8 protein-coding genes are annotated in these 14,163 nt (G+C 36.2%); 3 read left to right on the top strand and 5 right to left on the bottom strand.

The genetic code is table 11. From position 1 onward, the window contains the following. Window positions 1-4 precede the first annotated feature (4 nt). A complete protein-coding gene (locus JNUCC74_RS13550) occupies window positions 5-1,078 on the top strand; it encodes an undecaprenyldiphospho-muramoylpentapeptide beta-N-acetylglucosaminyltransferase (RefSeq protein ID WP_454065761.1) in 1,074 nt (357 codons plus the stop codon). 62 nt (window positions 1,079-1,140) lie between these two features. On the opposite strand, the gene JNUCC74_RS13545 is transcribed toward JNUCC74_RS13550, so the two are convergent. From JNUCC74_RS13545 to JNUCC74_RS13525, 5 genes are all read right to left on the bottom strand, one after another. Continuing rightward, on the bottom strand, window positions 1,141-4,308 hold the full coding sequence (locus JNUCC74_RS13545; protein ID WP_454065760.1) for an MMPL family transporter: 3,168 nt from the start codon (window positions 4,306-4,308) through the stop codon (window positions 1,141-1,143). Between the two features lie 46 nt (window positions 4,309-4,354). Next, window positions 4,355-4,786, bottom strand: coding sequence for a MarR family winged helix-turn-helix transcriptional regulator (locus JNUCC74_RS13540; RefSeq protein WP_454065759.1), 432 nt, complete (start codon window positions 4,784-4,786; stop codon window positions 4,355-4,357). Window positions 4,787-5,718: 932 nt separating this feature from the next. Then, entirely contained in the window at window positions 5,719-6,864 is a 1,146-nt protein-coding gene (locus tag JNUCC74_RS13535; protein ID WP_454065758.1) for a Ger(x)C family spore germination protein, read from the bottom strand. A gap of 2 nt (window positions 6,865-6,866) precedes the next feature. Next, the gene (locus JNUCC74_RS13530) at window positions 6,867-7,979 is read right to left on the bottom strand and encodes a GerAB/ArcD/ProY family transporter (RefSeq protein ID WP_454065757.1); all 1,113 of its coding nucleotides are present in this window, start codon (window positions 7,977-7,979) and stop codon (window positions 6,867-6,869) included. Between the two features lie 7 nt (window positions 7,980-7,986). Beyond that, window positions 7,987-9,498, bottom strand: coding sequence for a spore germination protein (locus JNUCC74_RS13525; protein WP_454065756.1), 1,512 nt, complete (start codon window positions 9,496-9,498; stop codon window positions 7,987-7,989). 886 nt (window positions 9,499-10,384) lie between these two features. Between JNUCC74_RS13525 and JNUCC74_RS13520 the strand changes: the two genes are divergently transcribed. Beyond that, window positions 10,385-12,133 carry an ABC transporter ATP-binding protein gene (locus JNUCC74_RS13520; protein ID WP_454065755.1) on the top strand — a complete coding sequence of 583 codons (1,749 nt, stop codon included), beginning with the start codon at window positions 10,385-10,387 and terminating at the stop codon, window positions 12,131-12,133. Next, a complete protein-coding gene (locus JNUCC74_RS13515) occupies window positions 12,133-14,160 on the top strand; it encodes an ABC transporter ATP-binding protein (protein ID WP_454065754.1) in 2,028 nt (675 codons plus the stop codon). The genes JNUCC74_RS13520 and JNUCC74_RS13515 overlap by 1 nt, the downstream gene beginning before the upstream one ends. Window positions 14,161-14,163 lie beyond the last annotated feature (3 nt).

The raw sequence follows: 14,163 nt of genomic DNA, 5'->3' as shown, positions 1-14,163 counted from the left end.
ACGTATGAATCATAAATGTATTTTATTTACAGGCGGCGGCACAGCGGGACATGTGATTGTTAATCTAGCATTAATTCCTTATTATCAACAGCACGGATGGCAAATTGAATATATTGGCTCTAAAAACGGAATTGAGCGTAAATTAATTGAGGAACTGGGCGGTGTCACATATCATCCGATTTCAACAGGAAAATTACGTCGTTATGCATCGATTGAGAATTTAAAGGATCCGTTTAAAGTATTAAAGGGAACTTTTCAGGCAGCTCGTATTATTAGAAATACGAAACCAAGTGTTATTTTTTCTAAGGGCGGGTTTGTATCGGTTCCTGTTCTATTAGCATCGAAATTAACTGGCGTACCAGCGGTTATACATGAATCAGATTATACCCCGGGACTTGCGAATAAAATTGCTACTCCTTTTGCCAAAAAGGTGCTAGCAACATTTCCGGAAACAATGGACTATCTTCCAGCGAAAAAAAGTGAATATGTTGGTGCAGTAGTTCGTGACGAGCTGTTTCAAGGAAATAGAGAGGAAGGGCTAGCAATAGCAGGATTAAATAAGGAAAAACCGGTTTTATTAGTGATGGGAGGTAGTGGAGGCTCACAGAAGATCAATGAAACCGTAAGGGAAAGCCTGCCCCAGCTACTTTCTGCCTTTCAAATTATTCATATTTGCGGGAAAGACAAAGTAGATCCTACAATTAAATACAAAGGGTATGTACAGTTTGGATACATTCATAAAGAATTGAAGCATATTTTTGCAGCTAGCGATTATGTTCTTTCACGAGCGGGTGCAAATGCTATTTTTGAATTTTTGGCTTTACAAAAACCAATGCTACTTATTCCGTTATCACTTCAAGCAAGTCGAGGAGATCAAATTCTTAATGCTAAATCGTTTGCTAAAAAGCGCTATGCTAGAGTGTTGGAGGAAGAAGCGTTAACCGCGGAGTCATTACTGAATGAGTTAGACCAATTGCGCGAATATGCCCCAATAATGATTGATATGATGAAACAGTATAAAACGGAAAGTGCAAAGGAACGTGTGATTAACATTATTAAGCAAGCACAAAAGAAATAAAGAATAGAAGAGCGGCTAGTCTTTTGGCAGCCGCTCTTCTATTCTTTTTGAGATAATATCCGTTATTCGTTTTTTTGCTTTGCATGATGTTTAAATGGCCACCAGTTGTTTTTACCAAATAGTCTAACCATGACTGGAATAAATAACGGTAAGACGATAAAAGCATATAGGAATAACCCTGTTAATACGACCGTTGCAATCTGTAATAACGATAGTACGCCAGATGGAAGCATAGCACCAAAGGTTCCGCCAAGTATAATGGCTGCCGATATGACAACCGTACCCATGTTTTTCATAGAGTGAATCAGCGCTTCTTTTACGGGAACTTCTTTATACTCATTGAAGCGATCCATTAAAAAGATACTGTAGTCGATACCTAAAGCCATCAACATAACAAAAGCAAAGAAAGGAATGGCCCAGGTTAATCCGTCATAGCCAAATAGTTGGGTGAAAATAAGTTCCGCTACTCCCATCGATGTTACATACGTTAAGATGAGTGACCCAATCAAGTAGATTGGCATAACAAAGGAACGTAGTAACAAGATCAGCATGATAAACAGTCCACTCAGCATAATGACAACCGTTCTCGAATAGTCCTCATTCGATATATTCTGCAGGTCATTATTCGTACTGCTAACGCCGCCGATGTATGGTTCACTATCGGAAAAGATCGTATTAGTTGTAGCATTATCTGCAACTTGTTTCATTTTATCTACCATTTGAATGGCTTCTGTGGAATACGGATTTTGTTCAATAAGTACTTCAAATTTTACGATCGATTTATCTTCGGAAAGATATTGATTAGCTCCTTCCATAAAATCTTCGTTTTCTAATGCTTGATCTGGAATAACGACGATTGGATTACTATCTTTTGTTTTGATTTCTCCGAGATAGTTTTTAACTTCCGATAAGCCACTATCAATTTCCTGTAACCCATCTGACGCCTCTGTTAATCCGCTAGCTAATTTATCAAGTTGTCCCTCTATATCACTAAATGCCGTTTTTAACTGTTTCTGTCCGCCATAAAGCTGTGACAACCCTTGTTGTAATGAAGGAATATGATTGTTCACTTGGCTCTGCCCGTCAGCAGCTTGGTTTAATCCTGCTTGTAATTGATCAATACCATTCAACAGTTCTCCAATTCCTTTGGATAATTGCTCTTGACCGGAAATGGATTGCTGAAATCCTTCGTTAAGTTGATGTAAAGGTGTAATCACTTGTTGCTCAAGTTGATTCTGTGCTTGAGATAATTGGTTTAGATTTGTTTTCATTTCATTAACGCCATTGATTATTCCGTCAATTTGTCCTAATGCTCGTTGATGGCTTTCCATATATTTCATATTTGTTTGTAGTTCAGGATTTGCTTCAATCGCTATTTGATGCATCGTGGATACGCGTTGTTTCGTATCTTTTAATGTATTTATCATGGTGTTTAATTGTTCCGTATTGACTTTTCCAGAGCCGAATCCTTCTAGACCGTCAGCAATTGCTTGATACCCTTTAAGAAGCTGTTTATTTCCAGCAATTGTTTCATCTAAATTATCTTTTATCATTTGCAGGTTCTTGCGAATTTCACCTGCGCCTTTTGATCCGGATTCAATCCCTTTTTGAATTTCTGTTAGGGCACTGCTAAGTTCTCCAACACCATTTTCAGCAGCTGAGGTTCCTTCTAATAACTGGTCAACACCAGATTGGGCTTCCTCAAGCTGAGGGGATGCATTCTTTATTTCTGATGCAGCGTCACGTAAACCTTTTTCAATTTCTTGGATACCATCTGTACTTTTGCCAATGCCATTTGCAAGCTGACTTGTTTGCTCATCGACGAGAAACTCTGGAATGACATTTCCAGCTGGCCTTGTCGCGCTTCGAACTTGATCAACCTTATCTTGCTTTGCTAGTTCCTCTGTGAGCATAGCAATCGTTTGAAAGTCCTCCGTTGTATCAATCTTTTCATCATCAAGCTGATAGACAACCGTTAACGGCATTGTTTGACTTGGACCGAAGCTGTCAGCTATCCAGTTAAAGGCAATTTTTGAACCGTAATCGTCCCCCATCTCATCTAACGAATCATAAGATTTATCACCATTATAGGTAATGAGGAACGGAGCGGTTATAAGTGCTACAATGAGTAGGGATAGGAATGGTCTGGTCCAGGAAAAATGTCCTGCCATTTTCCACAGTTTACTTTCTTTATGTTCTACATTTTTATCAAATGGCCAAAATAATTTTTTTCCTAAAACGACTAAGAAGAAGGGTACTAAGGTTGCCAATGCTAATAATACAACTGCTACCCCAATTGCGACTGCTACAGCAGATTGATAGAGAGAAAAAGTAGATAAACCAATTGTAGAGAAACCAATTAATACGGCTAAGCCAGCAAATAATATGGTTTTCCCACCAGATTTATATGTTTTTATAACAGCTTCTTTAATCGAATCTTGATGCTGAATTTCTTCTTTAAATCTACTAATTAATAAAATACAGTAATCTGTACCAATACCAAACATGACAGCAACCATAAATATTTGTGTAAAGGTAGAGAGAGGAAAGCCAACTGTATCGGCAAGAATGGCTACAATTCCTTGTGCTGCTAAATAGCTGATCCCTATTGTTAAGAGCGGGATAAATGGTGCAACTAAAGATTTAAATACGACAAATAAAATAATTAAAATTAACGCAACGGTTATAATTTCTGTCTTTTTCAACCCTTCTTCAGAGTTTTTAATGATATCTTGTTCAATATATTGTTCCCCTGTTAAGTGGTGATCTACTTGAATGTCGTCAACAGCTTCTAATATTTTTGTTCTTGATTCTAAAATATTTTGATCCTCTAATGATACTTGAAAAGGTACAAGGATTGTTGTACCATCTTCGGATACTGTCTGGTCTTTAATTGCTGGGTCTTCTCTAAAGTCAAGTATATCTGATACACCAAGTTCTTCTTTGTTTTCTTTTAAGGTAGAGATCCCTTTTTCAATGGCTTTACGATCATCTTTTGTCAATCCATCTTCCTCATGAAAGACAAGGACACCACTGGTAGCATTTTCGGCCTCTGGTGACATAGCATCAAGTAATTCTTGAGCTTTTTCTGAAGGAGCACCTTCAGGAACCGTAATTTGCCCTTTTTCTCGAACAAGCTCCTGTAAATTAGGTGCTAGAAAAAAAAGTGCCGTTGCTGCGATAAGCCATAGAGCTGCTATATACCAACGGAGCTTAATGATGTGTTTCATGTAGAACATCCTTTCTTTGATGATGCTCATTAGAAAAGCATCATACCTATTTTTTCTCCATTAACGAAGCTAATTTCTCTAATAATTGAATAAATGAGTAGATTTCATCATCGTTAAAATGAGATAAGTAGTTTGCCAGCTCTTTTTGTATCTCTACTTCCGTATATTCGACCAATTGTTTACCCTGTTCCGTTACATATAAATATACAATTCGACGATCATTTTTATCTGGTGCTTTTGCAATTAATCCTTTCATGAATAAACGATGAATTTGTGCAGATACAGCACTTTTACCAATTCCGAATGTAGCCGCTATTTCAGTACTGGTGCAGGGCTGATGCCTTAAAATATGATCTAAAGTGATATATTGATCGCTGGTAATATCAGAATGGCTTTGTTCTTTGAGCAGTGCATTAAAGCTGCGATTAATTGTGTTATAAGCAGTTTGATAACGATCCATAATTTGTTTAAGATCCATGTTCCTCCCCCCAAGGTGTAATAGTTCACTTCATAAATAGTTCATGTATAGAACTATTTTATCGTAACAATTTATGATTAGGGATGCAAGTAAGCTAGAGTATCTTTTTAAAAAAATTCAATTTACATGAAGAGAAATAAAAACATCGTATTGTCTTCGTCAACTTGTTTCTGAAGGTTCATGTCATACTACAGTTTGATAGTTCGCTGCTTCCATCTTTTCGTGTCTTTTTATCCCGCATGTAAGGTGCCGAAAGACTCCTGCTTCAAGAGCTTGAGTTGATACAAGGGGTCAAAAGTGGAAGAAACGGCACCTAAATGCCCGATTGGTTCAACTAACATTCCGTGTAAAAAGCATTCCACGGAATGAAGTTTCACTTTATCCCGCATGTAAGGTGCCGAAAGACTCCTGCTTCTTCAAGAGCTTGAGTTGATACAAGGGATCAAAAGTGGAAGAAACGGCACCTAAATGCCCGATTGGTTCAACTAACATTCCGTGTAAAAAGCATTCCACGGAATGAAGTTTCACTTTATCCCGCATGTAAGGTGCCGAAAGACTCCTGCTTCAAGAGCTTGTGTTGATACAAGGGGTCAAAAGTGGGAGAGAACGGCACCTAAATGCCCGATTGGTTCAACTAACATTCCGTGTAAAAAGCATTCCACGGAATGAAGTTTCACTTTATCCCGCATGTAAGGTGCCGAAAGACTCCTGCTTCTTCAAGAGCTTGAGTTGATACAAGGGATCAAAAGTGGAAGAAACGGCACCTAAATGCCCGATTGGTTCAAGGGCCTTTAGGTCATACCCTTGTGGTACTAACATTCAGTAGGAGAGGGAAGCAAATTCCTACTGAATGAAGGTTCACTTTATTTCTTTTTTCAATCACTACAAGTGTTAAACCATCATGTTAGTTAAAGGATTGGTGGAGAAGCTATTTAGCGAATAGCTCCATATTCAACAATTTTTATATTGGCATTAAAGTTTACTTTTATATTTGGATAAAGCTTATGCCATTCTCCTTTTTTTAGCTTGCCATTTTTCTTATGAATTCGATATATTTCGCCATAACCAAAAGGATCAGCACCCATTTCTTGAGTTGCTTCTAATAATTTTTCATATTCTCTTTCCACTTGGTTTCCGATTTCTTTTTCTAGTTTTTCAACGACTTTCTCATTTTCTAACTCTAACTCTTTGGATAATTCAAGAATATTCATTTCAATGGTAATATCGGTTTGAAAAGTTAGTTTATCTTTATCCATTAATTTAGTCCTATCTTTGCCGGAAAGGATTTGGCCATTGAGATAAATATCTTCATTTTCATTTTCGGATAGCTCTTCTTGGATATAATTTTTCAATGGTTCTTCCGGCACACCTATATTAAATGAAGGTGCTTTAATTTTTTTTAAGATTAGATTAATATATAATGCTTGTCTTAATGATAATTTACCTACAAAAGTATCTCCCTTAAATAGGGCTGCTCCTGTTAAAGCAGGAACCCCATCATCCGTAGTAATAAGAGGCAAAACAGGATCTCTTCCCTTTTCATAAAAAGCATGGGTGAAATCATTTAGTTCTGCTTTTGGTATCATATCATTTGTGATTTTTTGCTTTATCAAACCATTGATGAATAATCCAACGTTAATTTTTGTTACTTCCTGTCCAGTGGTAAGAACCTCTTTAGCAGTTTTATCTGTAATTGCCAGCATAACCCGATCGGTTGTTCGAGCATCACGATATAAGGTATTTAAATATGGACTAATGCCTGATTTTGCTGTATCCATTCCATATAACTCCAGGCGAATTTGTCCCGGTGAAAGTGTAAAACTTGTCTTTGAGTCAGCGTGATGTCTAGCTTCTTTAATGGTTTTTCCGGTTCCTGTAGCAATTTTGGTAATATCATTTGTTTGCGTATCAAATTGAAAAATAACCAGTGTCGTTTCGATTAATTCATCACTTGTTTGTTTTAATTGATCAACTCCACGAGCATTGATAATAGCTAGCTGCTCAATCTGTTTTGGTTCAACGCAACCAGATAGTAAAAATAATAATGTTATGAAGCTAAAGAGATACTTACCTTTCATTCTTATCCGTCAACCTTTCTACGCCTTTTCAGTTTTCTTTTGAATAATACAAAAGGCAATAAAATAAATGGATAGACATAGACAATCCATATTCCCATTTGAGCAGTTATATTTATTACCGTTTGGATAATATAATGTTCATTTGTAAATATACTGGTAATTACCGTAGCTGCGCCCAAAATATAAAGTGATTTTTTTTGCGGAATGTGATATAACCGCTTTAACCCATAGGTCACAGCCCAGGAAAAGAGCACCATATTTGGCAATGAAACCATCATCCACTCTGCTACAACAATATAGTCAAAGCGTTCTAAAAAAGAAAAGGATTGACTTTTAAAGAGTCCGAGTACAGACCATTCACGAGAGTCGATTCCCTCTGGCGTAAAATAACCGGTCACAAGTACGGTAGCAATTAAAATTGTAAAGCAGGAGAATACGACACCAAGAAATACGGGGAATTTTGCAGTTTTCTTGTATTGAATAAAGGGGTAAAGCAAAAATAACAGTTCTATTCCCGTAAGAGTATATGAAGTTTGCTTAGCACCTTTTAATAATTCAGTGAAGGATGCCTGGAACATGGGCTGAAAATGCGTCCAATCCATATCCATAATTGGTTCAATTAACAGGACGGCGAGCCAATGGGAGAAAATGAAAAAAAGAAAGCAAATACCAACAATAACTCTTATGCCGCCAAGCACACTATAAATGACCAAGCTCATTAATAATAAGGACATGACGGTTTTGTTTAATTCCGGGAAGATAAAAATGGTTAGTACTTCGACATACGTGATTAGGACGGTAAATAGATTAAACATAAAATAAACGATGTAAAACGTACCTAATACTTTTCCAATAAACGTACCAAATATATCTGTTTGTATGATGAATATATCCGCATTTTTATATTGTTTTAATATAAAGAGCATAACGGCAAGTAGGAGACTTATATAACAAAAAGCGATTAATACAGATAGCCAAGCATCTCTTCCTGCTTCTTTATATATAAGTCTCGGTACTCCCATAATTCCTACACCAATTTGAATCGATGCAATGATAAAAAACAAATAGAAAGATCTAATTTGCTCGTTCGGTTTAATATTTAGATTAACGTTCATAACACACCTACTCGTCAATATCTTTTTTCTTTTTAACTTTCTCTTTATTAAATCGATAAAGATCTTTTAAACGGGAGGAGATAAACCGTTTGGAATCCATATGGTGTGGAAGGCGAAAGAACGTTTTATTTAGATCTTGCCAATTAAATGGATAAATTGGAGTCAGATAAGGTCTTCCTAATGACGTTAATTTCAGCAAGTGAATGATGATAAAGCAGGCACCAAGCATGATTCCAATTATTCCCAATAATCCAGCTAATAAAATCATTGGAAAGCGAAGAATACGAATGGTAGTTCCCATTAAATAACTAGGCACAGTAAACGACGCTAGGGCGCTTAAGGTAACAAAGATAATTAAAATATTACTCGTTAAACCTGCTTGTACTGCTGCTGTACCTACAACTACACCACCAACAATCCCCATTGTTTGCCCGACCTTTGTAGGTAAACGTGCTCCTGCCTCTCGTAATAATTCGATCAACAATTCTAAAAGAATCGCTTCAAAAATTGGTGGAAATGGAACATTTGCCCTTGATTGGCCGAGAGAAATAAGCAATGGTGTAGGAATGATTTCATAGTGATAGGTTACAACTGCAACATAGAAGGGTGTTAAGAAAACAGATATTAACATCGCTAAAAATCGCAACATCCGAAAAAAAGAGCCAATATTCCAGCGCATATATAAATCTTCTGTTGACTCAAAGAAACTGAATAACGAAGTAGGAGCAACTATGCCCGTAGGACTATTATCGACGAGTACACCGATACGTCCTTTGCAGATTGAATAGGTAAAGCGGTCGGGTAATTCAGTTTCGTAAAATTGTGGAAATATGCTTACTGAGTGATCTTCAATCAATTGAATTAATACAGAACTATCCTCCACGGAATCCACTTCTAAATCCTTTAAGCGCTGTCGCAACGTATTAATATCTTCTTGATTGGCAATTGAACTTATATATGCTATTCTCACTTCTTTTGGGAATCTTTTTCCAACCATAATTTTCTCTAAGACAAGATCATTTGATAAGATTGCTTTTCGAGTTAAATTCATATTGGTTGCTAAGGATTCTGTAAATGCAATTTGTGGTCCAAGAACAACCGATTCTGTTTCTGGCTTGGACAGGTCTCTTTTTTCGTCTTTTTTTAATGGGTAAGAGATAGCTTCTGCTTCATCTTCAATATAGATAAATACGTCTCCTAATAACATACCTCTAAATATATGATCTATTTGATTTTCTATTTTCCCTGAGCTTAAAGGTATATGATTGAGTAAAGAAGCAGAGGTTAGGCTTAACGTTTCCTTTTTTTCTAAAAGAGGTTGTAATAAAGATGCTTCTAATTTGTTTGTATCAATTAAATAAGTTATATAAAAGACTGCAATTCGTTTGTTTTCAAGTTGGTATATGGTATAACTTAAATCATGGTTATTTGTAAATCTTTTTTTTAATCGCGTTTCCAATTGTGTGAGTTTTGTCGGGAAAATAGTTGTTTTACGTTTTTTTGTTGTTATTCTTCTCATAATTCCCTCCTTAATTTCACACCTTTCATTCAATATTTTATTTTGATAAAAATTGTATGGGTATCGATTTAGTATAGAGGAATGGCTTCTTAGAAAAATTTCCAATATACGTTAAAAAGCATGATTATTTAATAAAATGTAATGAAACTGATATTTTTCCATGAGGGAACTCAGTTAACTTAGGTATTGGATACATTAAAGAACTAGGTTGAGAACTTTATTTATCATTTAGTATGTGAGGAATGTTTCTAATTTATCCGCTATCTAATTGATGTAAAGTTTGCCTTTATGTTGAAGCAATGAAAGGGCATGTATCTTTTCATCAGAAGCCAAACAACATTTTTCTGTGGTTATAAATAATGAAAATAAATTTAGAAATGTGCAAAAAATCTATTGACTTATCAAATTCTTCCATCTATAATAAGTTAGAATAAAATAGGAGGTCATTATCATGATTAAAATGAACATTGCTCAAATAACTTTTAATTATATATCTATTCGTGTGACCTCAGCTGGATCTTTTTAAACGTAGACTTATCATGTTCGTACACTAGGGTCACATCTGTCTGTGACTTTTCAAGTGTATTTTTTTGTCTTTTTCCCTAAACACGTATTCGTCATGGGCGAATACGTGTTTTTTGTAATTTATCCCACATGTAAGGTGCCGTAAGACTCCCACTTCAAGAGCCTTGAGTTGATACAAAAGGGTCTAAGTGGGAGAAAACGGCACCTAAATGCCCGATTCGTTCAAGCTAACATTCAGTAGGAGATGGAAGAAAACTCCTACTGAATGAAGTTTCACTTTATAGAGAATGTTAGCCGATTTTTTATGATTATCATGAAACTGTTTTTAGTGAACAAGAATAAAAGAGAAGAAGGTGTTCGTTTGTTTCAAGTATTTGTTAAATTAAAATGGTTCTTTCAACATTATTGGAAACGGTATACCCTAGCAATCATAGCTTTAATTACAGCTAGTGCGATCGGTTTAATCCCTCCTAAACTAGCCGGATATACGATTGATCATATTCAATTTGAAACATTAACGATGAAATTGCTAACTGCAATTATTGTTGGATATATGCTAATAATAATTATCCATTATGGTATTTCCTTTTTATGGGACTACACATTGTTTAGTGGTGCTGTCATTTTAGAAAAGTGGATGCGAAGTAAATTGATGCAGCATTTTCTGACCATGACTCCTACCTTTTTTAGTAAATTTCGGACGGGAGATTTAATGGCACGCAGTACAAATGATTTGAAGGCAATTAGTTTAACGGCTGGCTTCGGTGTTCTAACGCTTGTTGATTCAAGCATTTTTATGCTAATGATTATTGCAATGATGGGTTTTACAATTAGTTGGCAGTTAACGGCTGCTGCTTTAATTCCACTACCGATTATGGCAGTCGCCATGAATAAATATGGTGCAGTAATACATGAACGATTTTCCAAAGCGCAACATGCTTTTGGTGAAATGAATAATGAAGTATTGGAATCGGTTCGAGGAGTTCGAGTAATTCGAGCGTTTGTTCAAGAAAACCAAAATACAAAACAATTTCAAGAAATGACTACAGATGTGTATAAGAAAAATATTGAGGTAGCTAAAATCGATGCATTATTTGAACCCACGATGAAGGTTTTAGTTGGATTATCATACACCATCGGGCTTGGCTACGGTTCGTTTTTAGTGTTTGAAAATATCATTACACTCGGAGATTTGGTTACCTTTAATGTTTATTTAGGAATGCTGATCTGGCCTATGTTTGCAGTTGGGGAATTAATAAATATTCTCCAACGAGGAAATGCTTCGTTAGATAGGGTCAACCACATGTTAAATTATCAGGCGGATGTAGTAGATCCTCCTAACCCATTGCAAGCAGAATCAGTAGAAAATATTAAATTTTCTGATGTCTCATTTTCGTATCCCTATACAAAAACCAATCAGCTCTCGTCTATTTCATTTATCGTAAACAAAGGGCAGACGCTCGGAATAGTGGGGAAAACAGGAGCCGGAAAAACAACATTGTTTAAATTGTTATTACGACAATATCCTGGTATTAAAGGGGAAATAACCATATCAGGAACGAATATCGGTGCTCTCTCATTAGAGACAATCCGCTCATGGATCGGCTATGTTCCTCAAGATCAAATACTATTTTCTAAAACGCTACGTGAAAATATTCAATTTGGTAGAGAAGATGCAACAGATGAAGAAATCTTCCGTGTATTAGAACAGGCACATTTCTTAGATGATATAAAACAACTCCCTAACGGTTTAGATACTCAAGTCGGCGAAAGCGGAGTTACGTTGTCCGGCGGACAAAAGCAACGAGTGGCATTAGCTCGAGCTTTTATTAAGGATCCGGAGATTCTAATACTTGATGATTCTTTATCAGCAGTTGATGGTAAGACGGAAGCAAAAATTATGGAGCATTTGCGTAAAGAGAGAAAAAATAAGACGACACTCATTGCAGCACATCGTTTGTCAGCTGTTACACATGCCGATCAAATCATTGTCTTAGAAGATGGAAAAATTGTAGAAACGGGTACCCATGAACAATTGATAGCTAATCAAGGGTGGTATTATACCCAATACGTACAGCAACAACTTGAAAATGAGGAGGTGTCTCAGTAATGTCAACCGAAAAGCGATTGTTTTTGTATGCATTACAATTTAAAAAAGGTATTATCATTGGCTTAATTTGCTTACTTATTGCTGTGACACTTGAATTGGCGGGACCACTAATTGCAAAAAAAGTAATTGATGATCATATCCTTGGGATTGAAGGAGCATGGCAACAAGTTGAAGAAAAGGATGATTCATATACAGTAGTTTATCAAGGAAAGAACTATAAACGGGCAAATCGAGTTGAGGAAACAGACCAAACTACCGGTGAGGTTGCAACTATTTTAGCAATTGATACAGACTATTATTTTATCAATGAAGAAATGCCACTCGAAGGAAAAAGATCCGTTGAAAAGGATATGATTATTATTTCTGCTGGTCAAGATCAGCTTCAAGTCAAAGGTGAAAAGTTATCATTAGCGGAGATTTACCCATTTTTTAAACCAGAGCAACGACCGATTTTATACTTGTTGGGACTTTATATGTGCTTACTTATTATTGCTGGTTTTTTCCAATTTTATCAAACCTTTTTATTACAAAAGGCGTCGAACAGGATTGTTAAAAAAATGCGTAATGATTTATTTGATCATATTCATCGAGTGCCAATTACTTATTTTATCGATCAACCAGCAGGAAAAATTGTTTCGAGAATTACCAATGATACGGAGGCTATTCGTGATTTATACGAGCGCGTATTATCGATTATTGTAACAAGTGTTATTTACATGGGAGGCATTTTCGTAGCGCTGTTTATTTTAGATGCTAAGTTAGCAGCATGGTGCTTATTGCTTATTCCTTTAATTTATGGGTGGATGAAGCTCTATAAGCATTACGGCACAAAGTATAATACAGTAATTCGTTCAACCATCAGCGAAATTAATGGTAATATCAACGAAGCGATTCAAGGAATGCCAATCATTCAGGCATTCCGGCGTGAACGGAAGACAAAAGAAGGTTTTGAAGTTCTAAATGAAAGACATTTCATTTATCAACGTAAATTAGTAAAGTTAAGTGCCTTAACCTCCTATAATTTAGTTACCGTATTTCGAAACATTGCATTTGTAGGATTTATTTGGTATTTTGGCTCATTTTCATTGGAACCTTCCAGTGCCATATCGATTGGTTTACTTTATGCGTTTGTTGATTATCTAACAAGATTATTTGAGCCTGTTACAGATATTGTGAATCAGCTGCCATTAATAGAACAGGCACGAGTCGCTGGAAATCGTGTATTTGCATTATTAGATCGGGATGGGGAAGATCTTGTAACTCAACCGATCAAACGTTATCAAGGTCACATTCAATTTGACCGTGTTTCTTTTGCATATAATGAAAGGGAGTATGTGCTGAAAAATCTGTCCTTTGAAGTAAAGCCCGGGGAAACAGCGGCTTTTGTAGGACATACAGGTTCTGGAAAAAGCTCGATTATGAATCTGTTATTTCGTTTTTATGATCCACAAAAAGGCGAGATTATCATTGATGGTTATCCTATCCGAGAGTGGTCACGTCAACAGGTGAGGAGTCATATGGGAATTGTGCTGCAAGATCCATTTCTGTTTTCAGGAAGCCTATTATCAAATGTAACGATGAATGACCCGAGGATTTCGCCGGAAGTGGCAAAACAGGCCTTAAAGGCTGTAGGTGCAGATCATTTTATTGAAAGACTTCCAGATAAGTATGAAGAAAAAGTGGGTGAAGGGGGAACGAGATTTTCCTTAGGAGAAAGACAGCTGATTTCCTTTGCTCGGGCACTAGCTTTCGATCCTGCAATTCTTATATTAGATGAAGCTACTGCCAATATCGATACAGAAACAGAAACAATTATTCAACATGCATTGGAGGTACTTAAAAAAGGAAGGACCACGTTAGTAATCGCGCATCGACTATCCACAATACAGCAAGCTGATATCATTTTTGTGCTTGATCATGGTACGATAAAAGAAAGAGGAACTCATGTAGAACTGATACAGGAAAAAGGCTATTATTATCAAATGTATCAAATGCAGCAAAAGAGTCACAGCAAGTCTGCTGTTTAATTT

It is taken from the genome of Cerasibacillus sp. JNUCC 74, assembly GCF_053667775.1.
The sequence above is the reverse complement of the archived record's forward strand: the minus strand, read 5'-3'. Positions and strand labels throughout refer to the sequence as shown.